The 24,850-nt window shown below is 70.4% G+C and carries 21 protein-coding genes and 1 tRNA gene; 20 read left to right on the top strand and 2 right to left on the bottom strand.

What is annotated here, in order from left to right; translation table 11 throughout:
• The first annotated feature begins 3 nt into the window (after positions 1 to 3).
• From R9Z33_RS14385 to R9Z33_RS14340, 10 genes are all read left to right on the top strand, one after another.
• Positions 4 to 1,683 (top strand): thiamine pyrophosphate-binding protein, encoded by a 1,680-nt coding sequence (locus tag R9Z33_RS14385; protein ID WP_318647270.1) that lies wholly within the window; start codon positions 4 to 6, stop codon positions 1,681 to 1,683.
• Between the two features lie 188 nt (positions 1,684 to 1,871).
• A complete protein-coding gene (gene mbhE, locus R9Z33_RS14380) occupies positions 1,872 to 4,178 on the top strand; it encodes a hydrogen gas-evolving membrane-bound hydrogenase subunit E (RefSeq protein ID WP_318647269.1) in 2,307 nt (768 codons plus the stop codon).
• A 4-nt stretch (positions 4,179 to 4,182) separates the two neighbouring features.
• The gene (locus R9Z33_RS14375; protein ID WP_318647268.1) at positions 4,183 to 4,599 is read left to right on the top strand and encodes an MnhB domain-containing protein; all 417 of its coding nucleotides are present in this window, start codon (positions 4,183 to 4,185) and stop codon (positions 4,597 to 4,599) included.
• A 5-nt stretch (positions 4,600 to 4,604) separates the two neighbouring features.
• Positions 4,605 to 5,027 carry an NADH-quinone oxidoreductase subunit K gene (locus R9Z33_RS14370; protein WP_318647267.1) on the top strand — a complete coding sequence of 141 codons (423 nt, stop codon included), beginning with the start codon at positions 4,605 to 4,607 and terminating at the stop codon, positions 5,025 to 5,027.
• Entirely contained in the window at positions 5,027 to 6,562 is a 1,536-nt protein-coding gene (locus tag R9Z33_RS14365) for a proton-conducting transporter transmembrane domain-containing protein (RefSeq protein WP_318647266.1), read from the top strand. The genes R9Z33_RS14370 and R9Z33_RS14365 overlap by 1 nt, the downstream gene beginning before the upstream one ends.
• On the top strand, positions 6,559 to 6,885 hold the full coding sequence (locus R9Z33_RS14360; protein WP_318647265.1) for a Na+/H+ antiporter subunit E: 327 nt from the start codon (positions 6,559 to 6,561) through the stop codon (positions 6,883 to 6,885). Before R9Z33_RS14365 ends, R9Z33_RS14360 begins: the two co-directional genes overlap by 4 nt.
• Positions 6,882 to 7,181 carry a monovalent cation/H+ antiporter complex subunit F gene (locus R9Z33_RS14355; RefSeq protein ID WP_318647264.1) on the top strand — a complete coding sequence of 100 codons (300 nt, stop codon included), beginning with the start codon at positions 6,882 to 6,884 and terminating at the stop codon, positions 7,179 to 7,181. The genes R9Z33_RS14360 and R9Z33_RS14355 overlap by 4 nt, the downstream gene beginning before the upstream one ends.
• The gene (locus R9Z33_RS14350; RefSeq protein WP_318647263.1) at positions 7,178 to 8,488 is read left to right on the top strand and encodes a cation:proton antiporter; all 1,311 of its coding nucleotides are present in this window, start codon (positions 7,178 to 7,180) and stop codon (positions 8,486 to 8,488) included. The genes R9Z33_RS14355 and R9Z33_RS14350 overlap by 4 nt, the downstream gene beginning before the upstream one ends.
• A 54-nt stretch (positions 8,489 to 8,542) precedes the next feature.
• The gene (locus R9Z33_RS14345; protein WP_318647262.1) at positions 8,543 to 9,985 is read left to right on the top strand and encodes a sensor histidine kinase; all 1,443 of its coding nucleotides are present in this window, start codon (positions 8,543 to 8,545) and stop codon (positions 9,983 to 9,985) included.
• Complete coding sequence (locus R9Z33_RS14340; RefSeq protein ID WP_318647261.1) at positions 9,982 to 11,310, top strand: sigma-54-dependent transcriptional regulator; 1,329 nt, start codon at positions 9,982 to 9,984, stop codon at positions 11,308 to 11,310. The genes R9Z33_RS14345 and R9Z33_RS14340 overlap by 4 nt, the downstream gene beginning before the upstream one ends.
• A gap of 199 nt (positions 11,311 to 11,509) precedes the next feature.
• Here the strand turns inward: R9Z33_RS14340 and R9Z33_RS14335 are convergent.
• Both R9Z33_RS14335 and R9Z33_RS14330 read right to left on the bottom strand, forming a co-directional pair.
• Positions 11,510 to 11,584 (bottom strand) — tRNA-Val (locus R9Z33_RS14335).
• 84 nt (positions 11,585 to 11,668) lie between these two features.
• Complete coding sequence (locus tag R9Z33_RS14330; protein WP_318647260.1) at positions 11,669 to 12,619, bottom strand: Bug family tripartite tricarboxylate transporter substrate binding protein; 951 nt, start codon at positions 12,617 to 12,619, stop codon at positions 11,669 to 11,671.
• 88 nt (positions 12,620 to 12,707) lie between these two features.
• Here R9Z33_RS14330 and R9Z33_RS14325 point away from each other — a divergent pair, with 88 nt between their 5' ends.
• The 10 genes from R9Z33_RS14325 (at position 12,708) to R9Z33_RS14280 (ending at position 24,801) form a co-directional block, all read left to right on the top strand.
• Complete coding sequence (locus tag R9Z33_RS14325; RefSeq protein ID WP_318647259.1) at positions 12,708 to 12,890, top strand: hypothetical protein; 183 nt, start codon at positions 12,708 to 12,710, stop codon at positions 12,888 to 12,890.
• Positions 12,891 to 13,028: 138 nt separating this feature from the next.
• Positions 13,029 to 13,823 carry a phytanoyl-CoA dioxygenase family protein gene (locus R9Z33_RS14320; protein WP_318647258.1) on the top strand — a complete coding sequence of 265 codons (795 nt, stop codon included), beginning with the start codon at positions 13,029 to 13,031 and terminating at the stop codon, positions 13,821 to 13,823.
• A gap of 132 nt (positions 13,824 to 13,955) precedes the next feature.
• Entirely contained in the window at positions 13,956 to 15,053 is a 1,098-nt protein-coding gene (locus tag R9Z33_RS14315) for a TRAP transporter substrate-binding protein (protein WP_318647257.1), read from the top strand.
• A complete protein-coding gene (locus tag R9Z33_RS14310; RefSeq protein ID WP_318647256.1) occupies positions 15,053 to 15,601 on the top strand; it encodes a TRAP transporter small permease subunit in 549 nt (182 codons plus the stop codon). The genes R9Z33_RS14315 and R9Z33_RS14310 overlap by 1 nt, the downstream gene beginning before the upstream one ends.
• Entirely contained in the window at positions 15,598 to 17,169 is a 1,572-nt protein-coding gene (locus tag R9Z33_RS14305) for a TRAP transporter large permease (RefSeq protein ID WP_318647255.1), read from the top strand. Before R9Z33_RS14310 ends, R9Z33_RS14305 begins: the two co-directional genes overlap by 4 nt.
• Positions 17,170 to 17,238: 69 nt before the next feature.
• Positions 17,239 to 18,831, top strand: coding sequence for an ABC transporter substrate-binding protein (locus tag R9Z33_RS14300; protein ID WP_318647254.1), 1,593 nt, complete (start codon positions 17,239 to 17,241; stop codon positions 18,829 to 18,831).
• A gap of 25 nt (positions 18,832 to 18,856) precedes the next feature.
• Positions 18,857 to 20,443: an ABC transporter substrate-binding protein gene (locus R9Z33_RS14295; RefSeq protein WP_318647253.1), complete on the top strand. Its 1,587-nt coding sequence runs from the start codon at positions 18,857 to 18,859 to the stop codon at positions 20,441 to 20,443.
• Positions 20,444 to 20,448: 5 nt separating this feature from the next.
• Positions 20,449 to 22,029, top strand: a complete 1,581-nt coding sequence (locus tag R9Z33_RS14290) for an ABC transporter substrate-binding protein (protein ID WP_404830684.1) — start codon at positions 20,449 to 20,451, stop codon at positions 22,027 to 22,029.
• Positions 22,030 to 22,171: 142 nt separating this feature from the next.
• Complete coding sequence (locus tag R9Z33_RS14285; protein ID WP_318647251.1) at positions 22,172 to 23,767, top strand: ABC transporter substrate-binding protein; 1,596 nt, start codon at positions 22,172 to 22,174, stop codon at positions 23,765 to 23,767.
• Positions 23,768 to 23,859: 92 nt separating this feature from the next.
• Entirely contained in the window at positions 23,860 to 24,801 is a 942-nt protein-coding gene (locus R9Z33_RS14280; protein ID WP_318647250.1) for an ABC transporter permease, read from the top strand.
• Positions 24,802 to 24,850: the final 49 nt, after the last annotated feature.

The following is a 24,850-nucleotide window of genomic DNA, read 5'->3' as shown; positions in this document are numbered from 1 at the left end:
GCCATGACCCAAACCCCCTACACCGTGGGCGACCTGGTCGCCGAATTCCTCTCACGCATCGGCGTGAGCACGGTCTTTGGCATCGTCTCCGTCCACAATATTCCGATGCTGGATGCCATCGGCCGGCGCAACGCCATCCGCTACGTCATGTGCCGCGGCGAAATGGGGGGCGCGCACATGGCCGATGCCTATGCGCGCGTGACAGGTGGCCTCGGCGTACTGTTCACCAGCACCGGCCCCGGCATGGCCAACAGCATCGGCGGCCTGGTCGAGGCGCGCTTCGCGGGCTCGCCCGTGCTGCACATCACCGGGCAGACGGCCACCAGATTCGTGGATCGCGACATGGGCACGGTGCATGACGTGCCGGGCCAGACCGCGATCCTCGCCGCCTCCGGCAAGGCCGCCTATCGCGTGCGGGCCGCCGGCGAGGCGCTGGGCGTGCTGATGCGCGCGGCGGCCGAGGCGATGACGCCGCCGCGCGGCCCGGTCTCGGTCGAGATCCCGATCGACCTCCAGCGCGCCGTCATCCCGCGCCCGGCCGAGCTGGATTCGCTCGCTCTCGCGCCGCCGCCGCCGCTGCCGCCGAGCGAGGCCGCGCTGGACGAGGTGGCCGAGATCCTGGCACGCGCGAAGCGGCCCATGATCTGGCTCGGCAATGGCGCGCGCGAGGCGGGGCAGGGGGCGCGGGCGCTGCTCGATCTCGGCTTCGCCGCCGTTTCCTCCTGGAACGGCCGCGGCATCATCCCGGAGGATCACCCGATGACCTTCGGCGCGCTGCACGGCAATGGCGCGCCGCGCATCCTGGGCTTCTACGAGGGCGTGGATGCCATGCTCGTGCTCGGCTCGCGGCTGCGCGGGCATGAGATGATGGAATTCTCCATGAAGCTGCCGGACAACCTCATCCATGTGGATGTGGATTCGGCGGCCAATGGGCGCACCTATCCCAACCGCTATTTCCTCCAGGGCGATGCGGAGCTGGTGGCGCAGGGGCTCGCGCGGCGCCTCAAGGGCCGCATCGCGGTCGAGCCGGGCTATGCCGCGGATGTGGCGCGCACCAAGGCGCTGGCCATCGAGGAATACGAGGCGACGCTTGGTCCCTATGCCTCCTTCGCGCGCCAGTTGCGTGCCGCGATGCCGCGCGACGCGCTCTGGGTGCGGGACATCACCATCAGCAATTCCACCTGGGGCAACCGCACCTTCGAGGTCTATGGCCCGCGTGATGCCGTCCATCCGGTGGGGGCTGCCATCGGGCCGGGCCTGCCGCTGGGCATCGGGGCGGCGATGGGGGCGGGCGGGCGCAAGACCGTCGCGATGGTGGGCGATGGCGGCTTCGCCATGAACCTGACCGAGCTCTGGACCGCCGTGCAGGAGCGCGCGCGGCTCTGCACCATCGTGATGAACGACCGCGGCTATGGCGTGATCCGGCACATCCAGGACGCGGTGGTGGATGGCCGCCGCTTCGGCGATGAGCTGCAGGGCCCGGCGCTGGAGCCCTTGGCCGCGCTGGCGGGTCTGCCCTACTTCCGCGTCGGCGCGGCGGAGGAATTCGGGCCCGTGGTCGCCCGCGCGCTGGCGGTGGATGGGCCCACCCTGATCGAGGTGGACATGACCGCGATCGGCGAATTCCCGCCCTATGCGCCCTACAACACGATGGGCAAACACGCGGAACGCGCGCGGCGCTAGGCGTCACGGGACGGGTGGGAGCGACGGCCAGGCCCGACCTCCCGGCGGGCCTGGCCGGCTGTTCAGGGATGTGAACATTCACGTTCACGGGCGTTGACGTGGCGTGACCGCGCTTAGAGTTCGATGCACCTAACACTCTGATTCAGAGAAATATTGGTGCTGGCACGGGCCTTGCCTCGCCGGGGGCGATGATGCCCGCACCGGATTCCGCCCTGCAGCTCCCCTTGCTCGTCGGCCTGGCCGCCGCTGCGCTGGCGGCAGCACTTCCCGCCAGGCGGGCGGCCATGGTCGGCGCCGCCGCGGCCACCTGCGCCTTCAGCGGCTACCTGCTGCTTGCCGCGGCGGCGCCGCTCTCGGTCGGCTTCTGGTCCGTCCCCTCGCTCGGCGTGGCGGGAGGGTTGCGGCTCGATGGGCTCTCGCTGCTTTTCACCCTGCTCATCACCGGCATCGGCGCGCTCGTGCTGCTCTATGCCGGGCGCTACCTGGAGGGCGATCCGAGGCTGCGTCGCCTCATCGTCCTGCTGCTGCTGTTCATGGTGGCGATGCTCGGTGCGGTCACCGCGGATGATGTCGTCACGCTTTTCATCTTCTGGGAGCTGACCAGCCTCGCTTCCTTCTTTTTGGTCGGCCACGATCATGAGAAGCCGGCCGCGCGCAAGGCCGCGCTGCAGGCGCTGCTGGTGACGGGTGGCGGCGGCCTCGCGCTGCTGGCTGGCCTGATCCTGGTGGCGATGGCGGCGGGCACCACCAGCCTCTCGGGCATCATCGCCGCGCGGGAGGTGGTGCTGGCGCACCCGGCTTCGGTGCCGGCCATGCTGCTGATCGTGCTGGGCTGCTTCACGAAGTCGGCGCAGTTCCCCTTCCACTTCTGGCTGCCGAATGCGATGGCGGCGCCGACCCCCGTCAGCGCCTATCTGCACTCCGCGACGATGGTGAAGCTCGGCGTCTACCTGCTGGCGCGGTTGAACCCGCTCTACGCGACGGAGGCGCTGTGGCATGACCTGCTGACCTGGGCGGGGCTGCTGACGGCGGCGACCGGCGCCCTGCTGGCACTGCGCGAGACGGACCTCAAGCGCGTGCTCGCCTATACCACCGTCACCGCCCTGGGCACGCTCGTCATGCTCATCGGCATCGCGCCGGACCTCTCGGCGACGGCGGCGGTGACCTTCCTGCTGGTGCATGCGCTCTACAAGGCGGCGCTGTTCCTCATCGCGGGCGTCCTCGACCACGAGACGGGCACGCGCGACGCCTCCGCCCTGGGCGGTCTGCGCGGCGCCATGCCATGGACCGCCGGAGCGGCGGTGCTGGCGGCCTTGTCCATGGCGGGGCTGCCGCCCTTCGTCGGCTTCGTGGCGAAGGAGATCGTCTATGAGGCGAAGCTCGCCGCCGGCGGCATGGCGCCCGTCGTCGCGGTCATCGGCTTCGCGGTGAACGCGGCGATGGTGGCGGTGGCCGGGCTGCTTTCCTGGCGCATCTTCTTCGGGTCGGTGCGGCCCACCCCGCGCGAGCCGCATGATCCGCCGATTTCCATGCTGGCCGGCCCCGTGCTGCTGGCGTGCCTCGGGCTGCTGGCCGGCATCGCGCCCTCCCTGCCGGGCGAATGGCTGGTGAACGGCGCCGCCGCCGCCATCCTGGGTCACCCGGCCGATGTGCCGCTGAAGCTCTGGCACGGCTTCACCCCCGTCCTCGCCCTGAGCGCGGCCACGGTCGGGCTCGGTCTGCTGATCCTGCTCGGCTGGGAGCGGCTGATGCCGCGGCTGCGTGGCCTGGTCCTGCTGGACCGCCTCGGTCCCTCGCGCGGCTATGAGCGGGCGCTGGCGGGCGTGATCGGCTGGGCCGAGGGGACGACGCGCGCCGTGCAGCACGGCAGCCTGCGCGGCTACATGCGCACCCTGCTGCTGGTGACGGCGCTGGCGCCGCTCGCGGTGCTGGCGATCCGTGGCGGCTTCGACCGGCCCATGGGCGGCACGCTCGATCCGCGCGCCTTCGCCTTCCTGCTCATCGCCGTCGGTGCGCTCGCCACGGCGCTGGCGCGCAGCACCTTGGCCGCCGTCCTCTCCACCGGGCTGGTCGGCTTCGGCACGGCCCTGGTCTTCCTGAGCTTCGGCGCGCCCGATGTCGCGCTCACGCAGTTCACGGTCGAGGTGCTGCTGGTGGTCATCCTCGCCACCGTGCTGCTGCGCCTGCCGCTCCGCGGCCGCGATGCGCGCACGCCCCGCCAACGCACCGGTGACGCCGCGGTGGCGCTGGCGCTCGGCGGCTCCGTCGCTTCGCTGCTGCTGGCCGTGCTGGCCTCTCCCTTCGACCCGAGGCTCGGCTCCTGGTTCGGCGAGAACAGCGTGCCGGCCGGGCATGGGCGGAACGTGGTGAACGTCATCCTCGTGGATTTCCGCGCGCTGGACACGCTGGGCGAGATCGCCGTGCTCGCCATCGCCGCCTTCGCGGTCCTCGCGCTGCTGCGCGGCGCGGCACGCCCCCTTGCGCCCAGGAATTGAGACGATGCCATCCTCCCTCATTCTCCGCGTTTCGGCGCCGCTGCTGCTCTGGGTGCCGATGGTCGTCTCGCTCTACCTCCTCGTGCGCGGCCACAACGCGCCGGGCGGCGGCTTCGTGGGCGGGCTCGTCGCCTCGGCGGGACTGGTCTTCTTCGCCATCTCGCGTGGGCAGGCGGCCGCACTCGCGGTGATGCGCGCGCCGCCTGCCGCCTGGTGCGGCGTGGGCCTGCTGGTCGCGGCGGGCAGCGGCCTGCTCGCCTGGCTCGATCCCTCGGCCGGCTACCTGACGCATCGTTGGTGGTTCCCGCAGATCCCGCTGACGCTGCCGCTGAACACCGCCTTCGTCTTCGATGTGGGCGTCTATCTCGTGGTGATCGGCACCGTCACGGCGATGGTCTTCGCCCTCGTGGCGGAGGAGTGAGCAGGATGGAAGCCGCCCTTGCCCTCACCATCGGTCTGCTCGTCGCCGCGGCCGCCTACCTGCTGCTGGCGCGCGACCTGCCGCGCGCGCTGCTCGGCTTCGTCCTGCTCGGCACGGGTGTGAACCTTGCCATCTTCGCGGCCGGGCGGGTTGGCGGCATGGTGCCGCCGCTGGTGGACCCGGGCGCCTCGGTGCTGGTCGCTGGTGCTGGGAACCCGCTGCCCCAGGCGCTGATCCTGACCGCCATCGTCATCGGCTTCGGCCTCGCCGCCTTCGCCCTGGTGCTGGTGATGCGGGCCCACGCCGCCTTCGGCAGCGTCTCCGCCGAGGAGATGGACGAGGCCGAGCGCCCGGACCATGCAGGTCCCCCGGCCGTCCCGGCGGCCGCAGGCGCGGGCCAGTCCGCTGCACGGAAGGAGGCGGCGTGATGCGCCAGTTCCTGCTCGTGGCACCCATCCTGGTTCCTCTGCTGGCCACCGCACTCACGGCGCTGCTCTGGTCCCGCCCGGCAGGCCAGCGCCTGGTGGGCCTCGCCGCCGCGCTGCTCATGCTGGCCGCGACGCTGGCCCTGCTGGCCGAAGTGCTCTCGGGCGGCATGGTCGTGGGGCAGATGGGCAACTGGCCCGCGCCCTTCGGCATCACCCTGGTGGTGGACCATCTCTCCGCCGCGATGCTCGTCATCACCGGCCTGATGGGCCTGGCCGTCGCCATCTACGCGATGGGCCCGGGCGCGCAGGAGCGGGACCGCGCCGGCTTCCAGCCGCTGTTCCACGCGCTGCTGATGGGCGTGGCCGGCGCCTTCTCCACCGGAGACCTCTTCAACCTCTACGTCTGGTTCGAGGTGATGCTGATCGCCTCCTTCGGCCTGCTGGTGCTCGACCGCACGCGCGAGCAGCTGGATGGCGGCATCCGCTACGTGATGCTGAACCTGGTCGGCACCACCGTCTTCCTGCTGTCGGTCGGGCTGCTCTATGGGCTGACGGGCACGCTGAACCTGGCCGACATGGCGCGCGTGGCGCCCACCGTGGAGAACCAAGGCGCACTGGCCGCGGCGGCGGTGCTGCTGCTGGTCTCCTTCGGGGCCAAGTCCGCGGTGTTTCCGCTCTTCAACTGGCTGCCGGCCTCCTACCACACGGCCTCCATGCCGGTGGCGGCGATTTTCGCCGCGCTTCTGACAAAGGTCGGCGTCTACGCCATCATCCGCATCTTCACGCTCGTCTTCGCGCATGACCACGCGCTGTTCGGGCCGATCATCGGGGCGGTCGCGATCGCGACGATGGTGGTGGGCGTCCTGGGTGCGGCCGCGCATTACGATGTGCGGCGGATCCTCTCGTTCCACATCATCAGCCAGATCGGGTACATGCTGGTGGGCGTGGCATTGATGACGCCGCTCGCGATCGCGGGCAGCGTGCTCTACGTCATCCACCATATCGTGGTGAAGGCGAACCTCTTCCTCGTCGCGGGCGCGATGCGGCAGATGGGCGGCTCCTTCGCGCTGGCGCGGCTGGGCGGGCTCTGGGCCACGGCGCCGCTCCTCGGTCTCCTGTTCCTGATCCCAGCGCTCTCGCTGGCCGGCATCCCGCCGCTCTCGGGCTTCTGGGGCAAGCTTGTCGTCATCCGCGCGGGGCTGGAGGCGGAGGCCTTCGTGCTGGCGGGCGTGGCGCTCGCCGTCGGGCTGCTCACGCTCTACTCCATGATCAAGATCTGGAACGAGGCCTTCTGGAAGGCCGCGCCCGAAGCCGCGCCCGAAGCCGCGCCGGCGCCCGGGTGGACGCGCGGCGAGCGCCTCGCGACCTTCGCGCCGATCGTGCTGCTCTGCGGCGTCACGCTGGCCATCGGGTTCTGGACCGAGCCATTCGCCGCCTTCTCCCTTGCCGCGGCCGAGGCGCTGCTCGATCGCGACGCCTACATCGCGGCCGTGCTCGGCCCGAACCCCCTGCAGCTTGCGGAGACCGCGCGATGAGGATCGCCCTCGCCTGGATTCGTGTCGGCGCCACCTTCGTGGTGGAGCTTGCGAAATCCACGCTCGCCACCATCCGCGCCGTGCTCGGCCCGCCGGAGCGCCTGCGGCCCGCCATCCTCGCCGTGCCGCTCGACATCCGCTCGCCCGGCGGGACGGTGCTCTTCGCCGACATGGTGACGCTGACGCCCGGCACCACGAGCCTTGAGGTCTCGGCCGATGGCCGGACGCTCTACGTCCATGTGCTGGACGCGCCGGACCGGGCGGCGGCGATCGCCGGCATGAAATCCACCCTGGAGGCCCGCGCGCGGGAGGTGCTGCCATGACCACCGGCTTGATTCCCTGGGCCGCGGGCCTCGCCGCCCTGATTGTCGCGCTGGGGTGCATCCCTGTTGTGCTGCGGCTGCTGGTCGGGCCCTCCTCGGCGGACCGTGTCATTGCGACCGACATGCTGGGCCTGCTCGGCGTCTGCTTCGCCGCGCTGGTCGCCGTCATCGCCGGACATGCCGCCTTCCTCGACATCGCCTTCGGCATCGCGCTCGTGGGCTTCCTCGGCGCCGTCGCCTTCGCACGGCTGATGGAGCGCGCGAGCGCCCCGCCGGCGCGGGAGCCCGCCGCATGAGGGTGGCGATCGAGGTCCTGGCCGCGCTGCTGCTGGTCGGTGGCGCCGGGGTGGTGGGGCTGGCCGCGCTCGGTGTCGCCCGGCTGACCGATCCCTTCATGCGCATGCACGCGGCGGCCAAGGCGGGCGTGGCCGGGGCGGGGCTGATGCTGCTCGGCGCCGGGCTTGCCTTCGGCACGCCGGCCGCGCTCCTGACCGCGCTCGCCGCCATCGCCTTCCTGCTGCTGACGGCGCCGCTCGCCTCCCATGCGCTGGGTCGCGCCGCCTATGTCGCGGGCGCGCCGCTGGGCGCGGCATCGGTGGCCGATGCCCTTTCGGGCGTCCTCCACCGCAAGGTCTTCGACATTGACCCGAGCCGCACCCTCCGGACCCGGACGGCGCGCGCCCCCAACCCCGAGGAAACCCCGATGAGCGCCATTCCGGAGTTCCGGCGGCCGGTCGATCCGGTCCTGCGTGACCAGCCGGGGGTCGAAGCGGCGGCCTTGCGGCGCATCCTGGTGTGCCTTGTCGGCGGGCCGTCGCAGGCGGCCGCGGCCACGGCGGCAATGCGCCTCGCGGGGCCTACCGGCGCCGCCGTCACCGGCCTGTCCGGCGTGGGGCTGGAGCCGCGGATCTGGCGCGGCCCCATGCCGGTGGGCGGCGCCTTCTGGGCGGATTGGCTCGCCTCCCGCAGCCGTGCCCGCCTGCGGGAAGCGGCAGCGGCCGCGCTCGGGGAATTCGAGACCGCTGCCGCCGCGCACCCCTCCATCCGCGCCGCGGCACGCCATGAGGAGAATTCGGCCCGCGAGATCGCGTCGCTGCTGGCCGGCCAGGATCTCATCATCGTGCCGGCCGGCATTGGCCCCCATGGCCCGGAAAGCGAGCCCGGCCATGAACTGGCCGCGGCGCTGGCCACAGGCAGGGTCGCGCCGGTGCTGCGGGTGCGGGAACTGCCGGAGACCGTCCGGGGTGTGGTGCTGATCGTGGGCGACGCCCCGGGGTCCGGCGCGCTGGCGGCGGGACTGCTGCGCAGCGGGCTCTGGTCCGCCGCCCCCATCTCGATCCTGCCCATCGGCGAGGAGCGGAGCAGCCTGCGCGAGATGGTGGAGGCCCAGGCCGAACTGCTGCGCGAGCATGGCCGGCGGGTCGCAGTCATGGCGCCGATCGACGCGACCGCCGCGCCGGAGGAGTTGCGCGCGCGCCTCGTCTTCTTCGATGCGGCGGTGGTTCCCTGCCTTTCCACGTGCTACGGCGGTGTCCTCGACAGCCTCCGGCACTGCGCCTTCGAAACGACGGCGCGGACCGTCCCGCTCAGTCTCCTTCCCTGATGCAGGAGGCTGGCTGCCGGGCGGGCGCCGGCGCCCCCAGGAGCCATCCGCGCGATGACGCCCGCGACCGACGATCCACCCCCGGCGAGCCGGCCGCGCCCCGTTCTGCCGCCTGGCCTGCGGCTGCCCGCGGCCGCCGGCCTCCTGGTCTTCGCGGTGGCGGTGGGCACGACGCAGATCGCGCTGCAGGCCACCAACCGGGAGGCGGACCGGCAGCTCCAGCAACTCGGCCGGGTCTATCTGGACGGGCTCGCGGCCAGCGTCCGGACAGGGCTCGAGGCCGGCGATCCGGACTATGTCGCGGGACGCTTCGGCCGCGCCTTCGGCGAGCAGCATGGCGTGGCTGAACGCGCGCTCTTCGCGTTTGACCCGGCCGGCCGCCTGCTGGCGCGGCATGGCGACCCGCTCCTGCCCGAGCCCGACCGGGCGCTGCTGGAGCGGGAGGGCTGGCGGATGGACCCTGTGGGCGGCGTCGCCTGGGCCGCACGCAGCGTGGAGGGGGCCTCGGGTTCCGCGGGCCGCATCGTCGCCGCGCTCGATATCGGGCCGATCCTGGCGGCGCGCGAGCGCCTTTCCTGGACGATCATCGTGATGGACCTGCTGCTCGCGGCGCTCTTCGCGTTGCTGGCCTGGTTCGTGCTGCACCGCCTGGGCCGGCCGCTGCGGCTGCTGGTCCGCGAACTGTCCGAGGGCGCAAGCCGCCCCCCCGCGCGCCTGCCCGATGCGCTGATCAACGCCGTTGATCCGCGCACGGCCCACGTGCTCGGCGCCTATAACCGCATGGCCGATGGTGTGCGCGAGCGCGAGCGGCTGGCGGCGGAACTGGCCGATCGGGAGCAGGCGGCGGCGCTGGGCCAATTGGCCGCCAATGTCGCCCATGAGGTCCGCAACCCGCTTGCCGGCCTCGCCACCGCCGTCTCCACCCTGCGCCGCTTCGGTGACCGCCCGGGGGAGCGCGAGGAGGCGCTCGCCTTTCTCGAGCGCGGGATCAACGCGCTGGAGCGCATCGTCAGCCGCACGCTGAGCCTCTACCGCCCCGAGCAGGACCACCCGCTGACCCGGGCGGATCTCGATGATCTGCGGCATCTGGCCCGCCCGGCGGCGGAGCGGCAGGGCGTGACGCTCGCCTTCGGGCTGGACCTGCCGGAGGGGCATCTCGGCACGGGCGCCGGTGGCGTGCGCCAGGTGTTGCTGAACCTGCTGCTCAATGCCTGCGCGGCGACGCCGCGCGGGGGCGTGGTCGGGCTGCAGGCGCGGATCGTGGAGGGCGATCTGCTGTGCGAGATCACCGATGAAGGCCCGGGCCTCGACCCTGCCGCGGCGGAACGGCTTTCGGGTGGCGGGGCGCCGCCCGAGACAGGCTCGCGCCGCCTGGGCCTTGGTGTCGTCGTCGGGCTGCTGGGCGATCTCGACGCCCGCGCCTCGGTCGCGGCGCGCCCGGGCGGCGGCACGGCCATCCGCCTCGTTATCCCCCTCGACAGGAGCCGGGCCGCATGACCACGCCCAAGGTGGTGCTGGTCGTCGAGGACGACCCGGTGATCGGCCCCGCGCTGGCGCATCGGCTGCGGCTCGAGGGCTATCGGCCGCGGCTGGCGGAGACGGGCGCCGCGGCGCTGCGCGAGGCACGCGCGCTCCGCCCCGATGCGGTGGTGAGCGACATCCGCCTGCCGGACATGTCGGGCGAGGAGGTCTATCTCCGCCTGCTGGCGGATCTCGGCGCACTGCCCGCCTTCTTCATGACGGCCTTCGGCGACGTGGCGCAGGCAGTGCGCCTCGTTCGGGCCGGCGCCCGCGACTACCTGACGAAGCCGCTGGATGTGGACCGGCTGGTGGAGGCGCTCGGCGCCGCCCTGGCGAGCGCACCGGCCGCGCCGTCAGAGGGTCGCGAGCCCGCCGGGCTTGGCGTCTCCGCTGCGATGCGCGGCGTGGAGGCCATGCTGCGCAAGGCGGCACGGGTGGATGTGCCGGTGGTGCTGACCGGCGAGACGGGAGTGGGTAAGGAAGTGGCCGCGCGATTCCTGCACGCCGCCTCGGCCCGCGCGGGGGAGCCCTTCGTGGCGCTGAACTGCGCCGCCGTGCCGCGCGACCTGGCCGAGAGCACGCTGTTCGGCCATGAGCGCGGCGCCTTCACCGGCGCCGCGACGCGCCAGTCAGGGCTGGCGGAGCGCGCCGGGGCGGGGACGCTGCTGCTCGATGAAATCGCGGAGCTGGCGCCCGAGTTGCAGGCCAAGCTGCTGCGCCTGGTGCAGGAGCGCGCCTTCCTGCCGCTCGGCGCGCCGGCCGAGCGGCGCTTTGCCGCGCGCCTCGTCTGCGCGACCCATGCCGATCTGGCCGCGCGTGTCCGTGCCGGCAGCTTCCGCGAGGACCTCTACTACCGGCTGCACGTGATCCCGGTGGAGATCCCGCCGCTGCGGCGCCGTGTGGAGGATCTGCCATGGCTGGCGGAGCGCCTGCTGTCTGAGGCCGTGGCGCGCTTCGGCCTGGGTGCCCGGCGGCTCTCGCCGCCGGCGGCGGCGGCCCTGGCCGACCACGACTGGCCGGGCAATGTGCGTGAACTCCGCAACCGGATCGAACGCGCGGTGGCCCTGGCGGAGGGGGAGGAAATCGGACCCGATGACCTCTTTCCCGAGAGCCAGCTGGAGCGGGCGGCCGCTGCTGCCGCGCCCATGCTCGGCGCCGCGATCCAGGGCGCGACGCGCCTTGCGGTGTCAGATGCCCTCGCGCGGGCGGGCGGCAACCGGGCCGAAGCCGCGCGGCTGCTCGGCGTCTCGCGCACCACGCTGTGGAAGCGCATGCGGGAGCTGGGTCTGACGGGCGAGTGAACGTAGCGGCAAGGGCAAGGCGCTTCGCGTGGGTCCCGGCAAGACGGTGTCGCGAATCCTGCGCATGGCCGGTGCGGAGGTGATGAGGGGTGCTCGGCGCTTCACCTGGCTGGGGCCGCGCAGGAACGGAAACGTCGGGGCGCCTTCGGCAAAGGCTCCTGACTTTGTCTCAAGTCTGGCGTCTAAGTGCTTGAATTTATGGTGGGCGCTACAGGGATTGAACCTGTGACCCCTACCGTGTCAAGGTAGTGCTCTACCGCTGAGCTAAGCGCCCGCCTGCCGAGGCGTACCGGTCAATGCGTCGGTGGGCGCAGTCTCTAGCGAAACCCGGCGCGCGCCACAAGCCACCCCCTGAGCGTTATCCTTGCACCAGTCCGGCGCGGCGCATCAGCGCGCTCAGCTTCATGCGCTCGGCCTGCCACAGCGCCTCCGCGGCCTCGGGCCCTGCGCTTACCGGGTCATTGCCGCTGGCTTCGATCCGATCGCGCAGCTGCGGGTCCCCCACCGCCGCGGCGAAGGCCTGGGAGAGGCGCTGGCGCAGCGCCATGGGCGTGCCGGGGGGCGCGAAGATCATCATCCACGTCGAAAGCTCATAGCCCGGCACCACCTCGCCGATCGCGGGCACACCGGGCAGGTTGGGCCGGCGGGCGGCGCCGGTCACGCCGATCACGCGCCCGCGCTCGCCTCGCAGCACGGGCGAAAAGCTGCTCTCGCTGATGATGCAGGCATCGATCCGCCCGCCCGCCACCTCGCGTGCCGCATCGGCGCCGCCGCGAAAGGGCACGTGCTCCAGCCGCACATCGGCGAGCGACTGCAGCAACTCGCCCATCAGGTGGCCAACATGGGCGATGCCGGGCGTGCCGAAGGTGACCTCGCCCGGGCGGCGGCGCGCCTCGGCCAGGAAGCCGGGCAGATCCTCGCCGGGGAAGCCCGCGCGGATGCCGAGCACATAGGGAGCGGCGGTCACCTGCGCCACGCGCGGCATGGCGGCATAGTCGAAGGGCAGGCTCCGGTTGGCGAGCGGACCGGTGATGGAGGTCGCGCCCTCCAGCAGCAGTGTGTGCCCATCAGGCTGCGCCTGGGCGACGAAGCCCGCGCCGATGGCGCCCGAGGCGCCGGTGCGATTCTCCACGATGAAGGGCAGGCCGAGATTCTCGGAGACGCGCTGCTGCAGGATGCGCGCCACTGTGTCCGCCACGCCGCCCGCCGAATAGGGGACGATGAGCCGCACCGGCCGCTCGCCCAGGGACTGCGCGGAGGCAAGGGCAGGGGTAGCCAACGGCAGGGCCAGCAGGGCGCGGCGTTGCATGGGTGTCTCTCTCCCGAAGTCCTGTCCGCACAGCAGAAACCGCCCCGCGCGCCCTTGCAAGCGAAAGCGGCGGCGGCACATCTCGCGGATGGAAAGCATCCCCCAGGCCATCGCGCGCAGCCTCGACCGCGCCACCTATGAGGGCTACCGCCTCGGCTTCGAGGCGGCGCGCGAGGAAGCGGCGCTGCTGGCCGAGCATGCGGGGCAGGGGGCGCTCGCCGCGCAGCTCCGCGCCATGCGCCCCCTGCCGGACCGGAGCGCCCGGCAATGAGCCGCGAGGGCCTGCGCGAATGCCCGCATTGCGGGGAGCCCACCATGGCGAACCGGCTGCCGGATGGAACGCTCGTCTGCTCCTGCGCCGCCATGCGGCCCTTGCCGGGTCCGCGCGCCGCTTGATAGCCTCGGCGCCATGCAGATCAGCGCCGCCGACATCCAATCCTACGCCGAGGACGGCGTCATCCTCCTGCGCGGGGCCTTCCGCGACTGGGTGAAGCCGCTCGCCGATGGCATCGAGGCGCTCATGGCGGACCCCAGTCCGCTCGAGCGCAGCTATACGCCGAAGGACGGCTCGGCGAAGTTCTTCCAGGATCTCTGCAACTGGCAGCGCATCCCCGAATTCCGCGCCTTCGTCTTCGAAAGCCCGGCCGCCTCCATCGCGGCGCAACTCATGTCCTCGCCGGTCGCGCGCTTCTTCCACGACCATGTGCTGGTGAAGGAGCCCGGGACCTCGATCGTGACGCCCTGGCACCAGGACAGCCCCTATTACTGCGTGGGAGGCCGGCAGAGCGTGAGCTTCTGGATCCCGCTGGACCCGGTGGGCCGGGACACCACGCTGGAATCGGTGGCCGGCTCGCATCGCTGGGGCGTGAACCACAAGCCCAAGCGCTTTGACGGAACCGACCTCTATGAGGGCGATACCGCGATCGAGATGCCCGACATCGACGCCCATCGGGCCGACTACCGCATCCTCGGTTGGGCGATGGAGCCGGGCGATGCCGTCGCCTTCGATTTCCGCACCGTGCATGGCGCGCCGGCCAACACCAACCGGCAGAATCGCCGCCGCGTCTTCTCTGCCCGCTGGGTGGGGCAGGATGCGACCTTCATTGACCGCAAGGGCCGCGGCTCGCCGCCCATGCGCCACCTGACGCTGCCCGACGGCGCGCCGCTGGATGGGCCCGATTTCCCGGTGGTTGCGCGCCTCTGAGGCAGTGGGCGGGCCGATTGCCTGCCACTTCATCCATCCGGGGCCGGAAACGGCCGGATTGGCGTGGGGAGGCTTGGCAGGCACCTGTCTCTGCTGTCACAATTTCTGACCCTTACCGCTGGAGACCTCCGAATGAAGCGCCGCATCCTCGCCCAGAACGCCGCAATCGGGGCCGCCGCCATCGGCACGGCCGCCCTCTCGGCTCCGGCGCTCAGCCAGGGCCGCATTGAGTGGCGCATGATCACCATCTGGCCGCGCAACCTGCCCGGGCCCGGCGTGGCCGCGCAGCGCTGCGCCGACCGCATCGGCGCGCTCTCGGGCGGGCGGCTCACGGTGCGCCTCTTCTCGGCGGGCGAGGTGGTGCCGGCCCCCGGCGCCTTTGACGCGGTGGCCGCCGGCACGGCCGACCTTTACCACGGCGTGCCTGCGTTCTGGGTCTCGAAGTCGCCCGGCATTGGCTTCTTCGGCAGCTTCCCCTTCGGCCTGACCGCCTATGAGCAGCAGGGCTGGATGATGCATGGCGGCGGCCAGGCCATGTATGACGAGATCTATGGCCGCTTCGGCATCAAGCCCTTCATCGTCGGCAATTCCGGCCCGCAATGGCTCGGCTGGTTCCGCCGCGAAATCCGCTCGGTGGACGACTTCCGTGGCCTTCGCTTCCGCACCACGGGCCTCGGCGCCGAGATGTTCCGCCGCGCCGGCGCCTCCGTCGTGAACCTGCCGGCGGGCGAGATCTTCTCGGCCCTGCAGTCCGGCACGATCGACGCCGCCGAATTCCTCGGGCCCTTCAGCGACGCGCCGCTTGGCCTGCACCAGGTGGCGAAGAACTACTATTTCCCGGGCGTGCAGGAACCCTCCTCGGCCGAGGAGATCGGCATCAACATGGCGCGCTGGAATGCTCTGCCGGATGACCTGAAGACCGTGGTCCGCATCGCCGCCATGTCGCTCCATGAGGAGACGACGACGGAATACGACGTGCGCCACCCCATCGCGCTGGCCGAGCTGGTCGCGCGCCAGGGCGTCATCGTCCGCGAGGCCCCGCGGGATCTGCTGATCGCCTTCGGCAACACCGCTGGCGAGATGCTGGCCGAATTCCGCAACCACCAGGATCCCCTGGTGAAGCGCATCGCCGACAGCTACGCGACCTTCCGCAACCGCAGCGCCAGCTACATGTCGCAGAGCTACGGCGCCAACTTCAACTCGCGCGCATTGCCGATCCGCTGGGGCTGATGCGCCCCCTGCTGGCGCTGGCGGACGGGATCGACGCGGTGTCGCGCCTGCTCGGGCGCGGCGTGAAATGGCTGGCGGTGCTGCTCGTGCTCGTCCAGTTCACCGTGGTCGTGATCCGCTACGCCTTCGGGTCGAGCTTCATCATGATGCAGGAGGGCGTGGTCTACATCCACGCCGCCCTGTTCATGCTGGCGATCGGCTACGTCTACCTGCTCGACGCGCATGTGCGGGTGGATTTCTTCTATGCCGGCTGGTCCGAGAAGAAGAAGGCCTGGACCGATCTGATCGGCGTGGTGGTGACGGTGCTGCCCTTCTGCTGGCTGCTGGTCTGGGCCAGCTGGGGCTATGTCTCGCGCTCCTTCATGATGGGGGAGGGCCCGATGGCGGTCGGCGGGTTGCCCTTCACGCCGTATCTCAAGGCGCTGATCCTGGTGATGGCGGGGCTGCTCGCGCTGCAATCCATCTCGGTCATGATCCGCGCGCTCGGTGTCATCACCGGTGCAACCGACAAGCTGTTTCCCTGGCGCCAGGCGGTGAGTGAAGGATGAGTCCCTCCGAGATCGGCTCCATCCTGGATGTGATGATGATGGTGGCGCTCTGCACCCTCATCATGATCGGCATTCCCGTCGTTTTCATCCTGACGGGCTGCGCCATCATCTTCGCGGGGCTGGGCATCCTCTTCGGCGCCTTTGATCCCTTCATGCTGGGCGCGCTCGCGCAGCGCGTCTTCGGCACGATGACGAGCGAGGTGCTGATCGCCATCCCGCTCTTCGTCTTCATGGGCATGATGCTGGAGAAGTCGAAGATCGCGCCCGAATTGCTGGAGGCGATGGCGCGGCTCTTTGGCTCCGTGCGCGGCGGGCTCGCCATCTCCGTCACCATCGTGGGCGCCTTGCTGGCGGCCTCCACCGGCATCGTGGGTGCGACGGTGGTGACGATGGGCCTGATCGCCCTGCCGGCCATGATGAAGCGCAACTACGAGCCGGGCTTCTCCTGCGGCAGCATCTGCGCGGCGGGCACGCTCGGCCAGATCATCCCGCCCTCCACCGTCATGGTCATCCTGGGTGAGGTGCTGGCCTCGGCCTATCAGCAGGCGCAGCTGGCGCAGGGCCTGTTCTCGATCCAGACGATCTCTGTCGGCCAGCTCTTCGCGGGTTCGATGATCCCTGGGCTGATGCTGGCCGGCATCTATATCCTGTACCAGGTCACGCTCTGCTACCTGAAGCCCGAGATCGGCCCAGCCATCCCGCAATCGGATCGCGACAGCGTCAGCGGCGGGCAGATCGCCCGCGCGCTGATCCCGCCCATCGCGCTGATCATCGCCGTGCTCGGCTCCATCCTAGGCGGCATTGCCACGCCGACCGAGGCTGCCGCGGTCGGCGCCGTCGGCGCCACGCTGCTCGCCGGACTGCGCAACAGCGAGGACAGCGCCTGGCCGATCTACCTCGCCGCGACCTGCGCCGTCGTGATGGTGGTGCTCGGCGTGATGTTCGACCTGCGCATCGGCCGTCAGGAGGCGCCACTCATGGACCGCATCGCCGTCTGGACGGCGGCGGTGCTGGGGGTCGGGCTCGCCTACGGCATCCTCGTCTCGCTCCGCCGTGCCTTCCGGGGCGGCATGCTGGGCCAGGTCTCGCATGCCACCATGTCGGTCACCGCGATGATCTTCGCGACGCTGATCGGCGCCACGCTCTTCTCGCTCGTCTTCCGCGGGCTGGGCGGGGACGAGATGATCCGCGCCGTCCTGGAGATGATCCCGGGCGGGAAGTATGGCGCGCTCGCGGCCGTGATGCTGGTGATCTTCATCCTCGGTTTCCCGCTGGATTTCGTGGAGATCGTCATCATCGTGGTCCCCATCGTCGGGCCGGTCCTGCTGCAGATGGGGATCGATCCGATCTGGTTCGGCGTGCTCATCGCGATGAACCTGCAGACAAGCTTCCTCACGCCGCCGCTCGGGCCCACCCTGTTCTACCTCCAGGGCGTATTGCCGCCGGAGGTGGATTCGCGCGACGTCTATCGCGGCGTGACGCCCTTCGTGATCCTGCAGGTAATCGGCATCCTGCTGGTCGTCCTGTTCCCGGCGCTGGCCACCTGGCTGCCGGATGTGTTGTTCTGATGCGCGATCGTTCAGCCTGGTTTCAGGCTTCGTGGCGCATCACGCCTGGCCTGTCGGAAGGAAGACGCCATGAAGCGCCGTGACCTCATCACCACCGCCGGAGCCACGCTCGGCGCCGCCGCATTGTCGGGGCCGGCCCTGTCCCAGCCCGCCCAGAACCGCACCCTGAAATTCGTGCCCCAGGCGAACCTGACCAGCCTGGACCCGATCTGGACCACCGCGAACATCACGCGCAACCACGGGCACATGATCTATGACTCGCTCTACGGCATGGATGCGGAGTTCCGCCCCCAGCCGCAGATGGCGGCCGGCCATGTGGTGGATCAGGACGGCAAGCGCGTCACGATCACACTGCGGGACGGGCTGAAATTCCATGATGGCGAGCCGGTGCGCGCGCAGGATGTGGTGCCCAGCATCCAGCGCTGGATGCGCCGCAACCCCTTCGGCCAGCAACTTGCGGCGGCGACCGACGCCGTCGAGGTGGTGGATGACAAGCGCCTCGTCTTCCGCCTGAAGAAGCCGTTTCCGTTACTCTTTGCGGCCCTCGCGCAGGTGTCGAACAGCCCGGCCTTCATCATGCCGGAGCGTCTCGCCCGCACCGATCCCTTCCAGCAGGTGCGCGAGGCCATCGGCAGCGGGCCCTTCCGCTTCAAGGCGGATGAATACAATTCGGGCAGCCGCGTGGTCTATACGCGCAACGCGGACTACGTCCCGGTCTCGAGTGGCACGCCAAGCCTGACGGCCGGCCCCAAGGTCGCGCATTTCGACCGCGTCGAATGGCACATCATCGTGGACGCCGCGACTTCTGCCGCCGCGCTGCAGACGGGTGAGATCGACTGGTACGAGCAGCCGCCGCCGGAAATCCAGATGCTGCTGCGCCGCAACCGCAACGTGAAGCTGGAGGCGATCGACCCGCTGCCGCTCACCGGCATCCTGCGCTTCAACCACCTGCACCCGCCCTTCGACAATAAGCGCCTGCGCCAGGCCATCCTGCCTGCCATCAACCAGGCGGATTTCATGAGCGCCGTGGTGGGCACCAATGCGGCAGACTACCGCACGGGGGTGGGCTTCTTCACGCCCGGCACGCCGCTCGCCAATGACGCGGCCATGGGCCCGCTGACCGGGCCGCGCAGCGTAGACCGCGCCCGCGCCCTGATGCGCGAGGCGGGCTACACCAACCAGCCCATGCGTCTGATCGGACCCACCGACATCCTCGCGCCCTCGGCCATGACGCAGGTGGGCGCCGACCTCGTTCGCCGCCTCGGCTTCAGCGCCGATATCCTGCTGACCGACTGGGGCACCACGGTGCAGCGCCGCACCTCGCGCGAGCCGGTGGAGCGGGGGGGCTGGAGCATGCTCTTCACCGCCTTCTCCTCCTTCGATTTCGCCAATCCGGCGGCGCATTTCCCGCTGCGCGGCAACGGCACCAACGCCTGGTTCGGCTGGCCGACCATCCCCCGCCTGGAGGAGCTGCGGGACGCGTGGTTCGACGCGCCCGACCTCGCGACCGAGCAGCGCCTCGCGCGCGAGATGCAGGTCGTGGCGATGGATGAGCTGCCCTACATTCCGGTGGGTGCCTACATGTCCACCACTGCGCTGCGCAGCAACCTGAACGGGCGCGTCGGCGGGCTTGCACTTTTCTGGGGCATCCAGCGAAGCTGAGACCTCTTGAACGGAGAACAGGGCGATGACACTCGGCAGGCGCGGCGTATTGGCAGGGGCGGCGGCGGGTGTCGTCGCCCCGCATGTGGTGGGCGCGCAGAGTTCGGCGGCGCGCACCCTCCGCGTGATCCCACAGGCCAATCTCACCAGCGTGGATCCGGTCTGGACCACCGCCGTGGTCACGCGCAACCACGCCTTCCTGATCTACGACCAGCTCTGCGCGCAGGACGCCTCCGGCGCGATCCGCCCGCAGATGGCCGAGGGCTGGAGCGTTTCGGACGACCAGCTCGCCTGGACCTTCACGCTGCGCGAGGGCCTCGCCTTCCATGATGGCGAACCGGTGCGCGCCCGCGACTGCATCGCCTCGATCAACCGCTGGGCGCGGCGCGATCCCTTCATGCAGGTGCTCTGGCCCGCCGTGGCGGAGATCACGGCGCTGGATGACCGGCGCTTCCGCTTCCGGCTGCACCGGCCCATCCCGCTGCTCACGCTGGCGCTGGGCCAGACGCAATTTCCCTGCTTCATCATGCCCGAGCGCATCGCGCAGACCGATGCGTTCCAGCAGATCCGCGAGACGGTGGGCAGCGGGCCCTTCCGCTTCATCCCCGGCGAGTGGAATCCTGGCCAGAAGGCGGTCTGGGCGCGCAACGAGCGCTATGTGCCGCGGCAGGAGGCGGTGGACGGCCTGGCCGGCGGGCGCATGCCGCGCGTGGATCGCATCGAGTGGACGGTCATCGTCGATTCCGCCACCAGCGCGAATGCCATCAACCAGGGTGAGCAGGACTACTGGGAATACCCGCTGCATGACCTGCTGCCGTTGCTGCGCCGCAACCGTCAGGTGGTGGTGGAGCAGCGACTGCTCGATGGCACCTACGGCATCGCGCGCTTCAACACGCTGCAGCCGCCCTTCAACAACCCGGCCATCCGTCGTGCCGTCGCCATGGCGGTGGACCAGCGCGACTACCTCCGCGCCGTCGCGGGCAATGACCAGGCCGGCTGGGGCGTCTGCGAGGGCGTCTTCACCTGCGACACGTCGCTCGCCAACGAGGCGGGCAGCGACATCTTCAAGACCCGCAACATCGAGCGTGCCCGCGCGGCCCTGCGCGAGGCGGGCTACAATGGCGAGAAGGTGGTGCTGATCACGCCGGGCGACTACCCGCAGATCAACGCGCTCAGCCTCGTCACCGCCGACATCCTGACCCGCATGGGCATGAACCTCGAAGTCGTCTCGACCGACTGGGGCACGCTGGTGCAGCGCCGCGCGAGCCGAGAGCCGGTGGAGCGCGGCGGCTGGAGCATCATCCACACCACCTCCTCGGGCCAGGCGCTCACGCTGCCGGTCTTCCATCTCTTCCTGCGCGCGAACGGCCCCAATGCCTGGTTCGGCTGGCCCGATGTGCCGGAGGTCGAGCGGCTGCGCGGAGAATGGGTGGAGAAGGGCGCCGATGCGGCCGAGGGGCGCCGCATCGCCGAGGCGCTGAACCGCGCCGCCATGCGCGAGATGTACTACATGCCGCTCGGCTACTACTGGCAGCCCAGCGCCTGGCGGCGCAACATCCAGGGCGTGTTCCGCGCGCCCGCCACCGTGTTCTGGAACATCAGCAAGACATGACCGAGATGTCCCGCCGTGCGGCCATGGCCGGCGCGGCTTCTCTGGTGGCCGCCCCGCGCCTGGCTTCGGCCCAGGCCAATGCGCGGCTGCTGCGCTTCATCCCGCAATCCAACCTGGCCAGCATCGATCCGGTCTGGAGCACGGCGGTCATCGTCCGCAACCATGGGCTCATGGTCTATGACCTGCTCTATGGCCTGGGCGCCGACTACCAGGTGCGGCCACAGATGGCCGAGGGCCACGTCATCAATGATGACGGGCTGACCTGGACCATCCGGCTGCGCGACGGGCTGCGCTTCCATGATGGCGAGCCGGTGCGGGGCAGGGACTGCGTTGCCTCCATCCAGCGCTGGTCGAAGCGCGACGTGCTGGGCCAGCGCCTGGATGCGCTGGCGGACGAGATCTCGGCGCCGGATGACCGCACGATCCGCATCCGGTTGAAGCGGCCCTGGCCCGGCCTCGCCTGGGCGCTGGGCAAGCCGTCCGCCAATATCTGCGCGATCATGCCCGAGCGCGTCGCGCGGACCGACCCCTTCACGCAGATCACCGACGCCACGGGCAGCGGGCCCTACCGCTTCCGCCAGGATCTGTTCCGGCCCGGCGATGTCGCCGTCTATGAACGCTTCGCGGATTACCGCCCGCGCGAGGAGCGGGTGGATTTCCTCTCCGGCGGGAAGCGGGTGAATTTCGACCGCGTCGAGTGGAAGATCATGCCGGACCCCGCGACGGCCGGCGCTGCGCTCCAGAACAACGAGGCGGATTGGTGGGAAACCCCGCTGCCCGACCTGCTGCCGCTGCTCCGCCGCAACCGCGAGATCGAGATCGGCGTGGTGAACCCGGCGGGCAATCTCGGCGTGCTGCGCTTCAACTTCCTGCACCCGCCCTTCAACGACCCCGCGGTCCGGCGCGCCCTGCTGCCTGCCATCAACCAGCGCGACTTCATGAATGCGGCGATCGGCACCGATCCCGCCCTCTCCGTTGTGCCGGCCGGCGTCTTCACGCCGGGCACGCCGCTCGCCAATGAGGCGGGGCTGGAGGTGCTCTCGGGCCCGCGCAACCTGGATGCGGCGCGTGCCGCGCTGCGTGCCACGGGTTACAGCAACCAGCGCGTGACGCTGCTTTCGGCGACCGACCTTCCGGTGCTGCAGAACCTGTCCGAGGTCGCGGCGGACCTGTTGCGCCGCGTGGGCTTCAACGTGGATTTCCCCGGCATGGACTGGGGCACGCATATCCAGCGCCGCACCAACCGCAACGGGGTGGAGCAGGGGGGCTGGAGCGCCTTCTGCACGACGTGGGAAGGGCTCGACGTCTCCGTGCCCGGCAGCCACCAGCCACTGCGGGGCCATGGCTCGGCCGCCTGGGCAGGCTGGCCCACCATGCCGCGCCTCGAGGAACTTCGCGAGGAATGGTTCACCGCGCCCGACCCCGCTGCCGCGCGCCGCGTGGCGGAGGAGATCCAGCGCGTGGCCCTGCAGGAGGTGCCCTTCATTCCGCTCGGCCTCGTGCGGCCGCCCCAGGCCTGGCGGCGCAGCATCACCGATGTGGTGCGGGGCGGGTCCGCGCTGTTCTGGGGCGTGCGCCGCAGCTGAGTGGCACGGGACGTGCAAGCGATATGGCCATGGGCGCGTGCCGGCGGGTGACGCTGGCGCGATGCCTAAGGCTGGTGCAGATATCGGTCAAGATGATAGCAGATGACCGGCACCACGCCGGGTGATCAGGGAGAACGGGTTGATGGATCGTAGAAGTTTCCTCCAGGCGGGCGTTGCCGCCACCGCGGCCAGCACCGGCATTGCGGCGCCGGCGCTCAGCCAGGGTGCCGCCGCGCGCACGCTGCGCTTCGTGCCGCAGGCGAACCTCGCCAATTACGACCCGATCTGGGGCACGCAGTTCGTCGTCCGCAACGCCTCGATGCTGGTGTGGGACACGCTCTACGGCATCGACAACACCTTCACGCCGCGCCGCCAGATGGTGGAAAGCGAGGAAGTCTCCTCCGACGGCCTGACCTGGACCTTCCGCCTGCGCGAGGGCCTGCGCTGGCATGATGGCGAACCCGTTCGCGCTCAGGACTGCATCGCCAGCCTCGAGCGCTGGATGGTGCGCGACGGCATGGGCCAGATGATCCGCGCGCTGCGCCAGGAACTGGTGGCGGTGAATGACCGCACCTTCCGCCTGCGCCTCTCGGCGCCCTATCCGAAGATGCTGCTGGCGCTGGGCAAGAACAACACGCCGATCGCCTTCATGATGCCCGAGCGCATCGCCCGCACCGATCCGTTCCAGCAGATCTCGGAATATGTCGGCTCCGGCCCGATGCGCTTCAACCGCTCCGAATGGGTGCCGGGCGCGCGCGCGACCTGGAGCCGGTTCGACCAGTACGTGCCGCGCAGTGAGGCGCCGAACTGGCTCTCCGGCGGCAAGCGCATGATGGTGGACCGCGTCGAGTGGATCATCCAGCCCGACGCCGCGACCGCCGGCGCCGCGCTGCAGTCGGGCGAGGTGGATTGGTGGGAGACCCCGCTGAACGACCTCATCCCCGTGCTGCGCCGCAACCGCAACATCCGCGTGGATGTGGCGGACCCGCTGGGCAATGTGGGCTGCTTCCGCTTCAACCACCTGCACGCGCCGTTCAACAATCCGAAGATTCGTCAGGCCGTGGCCTGGATCATCAATCAGCCGGACTTCATGCGTGCCGTGGTCGGCAATGACGACGCGCTGTGGAAGCAGATGAACGGCTTCTTCACGCCGGACACGCCGAACTACACCGAGGCCGGTGGCGAGATCCTCTCCCGCCCGCGCGATCCGGCGATGGCCCGCCGCCTGCTGCAGGAGGCCGGCTACAACAACGAGCCGATCACCATGATCGTGGGCCAGGACATCGCGGCGCTTTCGGCCATGGGCCAGGTGGCGAATGCCGCGCTGCGCGCGATCGGCATGAACGTGGACTACGTCGCGACCGACTGGGGCACGGTCGGTGCCCGCCGCGCGAGCCGCGAGCCGCGCGACCGTGGCGGCTGGAACGTGTTCTTCACCTGGTTCGCCGGTGCGGACTGCACCAACCCGGCCTCCTATCTCGGCCTGCGCGCCAGCGGCGACCAGGCTTGGTTCGGCTGGCCGAACGATCCGGCGGTGGAGGCGGGCCGCGACAAGTGGTTCGCCGCGACGACGGCGGCCGAGGAGAAGGCCGCCTGCGACGAGATCAACCGCGCCGCATGCCAGAGCCTGCCCTTCGTGCCGACGGGCTTCTATCGCGCCTATCAGGCGTGGCGGGGCAATGTCAGCGGCATCGTCGCTGGTCCGCTGCCCTGGTTCTGGGGCGTTTCCAAGTCGTGATCCTGCAAGGCCGGCACGGCTTGCGGTCTTTCCGCCGGGGCGTCACAAAGCGTCCCGGCGGAGCATGCACGCCGCGTTGGGGGAATATCTGAATGTGGGCCTATATCGTCCGGCGCGTGCTGGCGACCATCCCGGTCATGGCGGTCGTCGCACTCTTCGTCTTCTCGCTGCTCTATCTCGCGCCGGGTGATCCGGCGGCCGTCATCGCCGGGGACCAGGCGACGCCCGACGACGTGGAGCGCATCCGCGCTTCGCTCGGCCTGGACCGCCCGTATCTGGTGCGCTTCGGCGCCTGGGTATGGGACATCCTGCATGGCGACCTCGGCACCTCGATCTTCACCAACCTGCCGGTCAGCCACATGATCGCCCAGCGCATCGAGCCCACGCTCTCGCTGATGATCGTGACTCTGATCCTGGCCGTGTCCATCGCCGTGCCGATGGGCGTGGTCGCCGCCTGGAAGCAGGGGACGACCATCGACCGCGCGGTGATGGCCTTCGCGGTGCTGGGCTTCTCGGTGCCGGTCTTCGTGGTCGGCTACCTTCTTGCCTTCGTTTTCGCCCTGGAGCTCGATTGGCTGCCGGTGCAAGGCTATACGCCCTTTCGCGAGGGCTTCTTCCCTTGGATGGAGAACCTGATCCTGCCCGCGGTGGCGCTCGGCGGCGTCTACATCGCGCTGATCGCGCGCATCACCCGCGCCACCATGCTGGAGGTGCTGAGCCAGGACTACATCCGCACCGCCCGCGCCAAGGGCGCTGGGCAGCGCAGCATCCTCTTCCTGCATGCGCTGAAGAACGCGGCGGTTCCCATCGTGACCATCATCGGCATCGGCATCGCGCTGCTGATCGGCGGCGCGGTAGTGACGGAGAGCGTCTTCGCGATCCCGGGTCTCGGTCGCCTTACGGTGGATGCGATCCTGCGGCGCGACTATCCGGTCATCCAGGGCGTCGTCCTGCTGTTCAGCTTCGTCTACGTGCTGGTCAACCTGCTGATCGACCTTCTCTACACCCTCTTCGATCCGAGGATCCGCTACTGATGGCCGCCCTCTTCGCCTTCCGCGCGATGCTCCCGCTCCAGCCCTCGGA

Source organism: Sediminicoccus rosea (genome assembly GCF_033547095.1).
GTDB lineage: Bacteria > Pseudomonadota > Alphaproteobacteria > Acetobacterales > Acetobacteraceae > Roseococcus > Roseococcus rosea.
The sequence above is the reverse complement of the archived record's forward strand: the minus strand, read 5'-3'. Positions and strand labels throughout refer to the sequence as shown.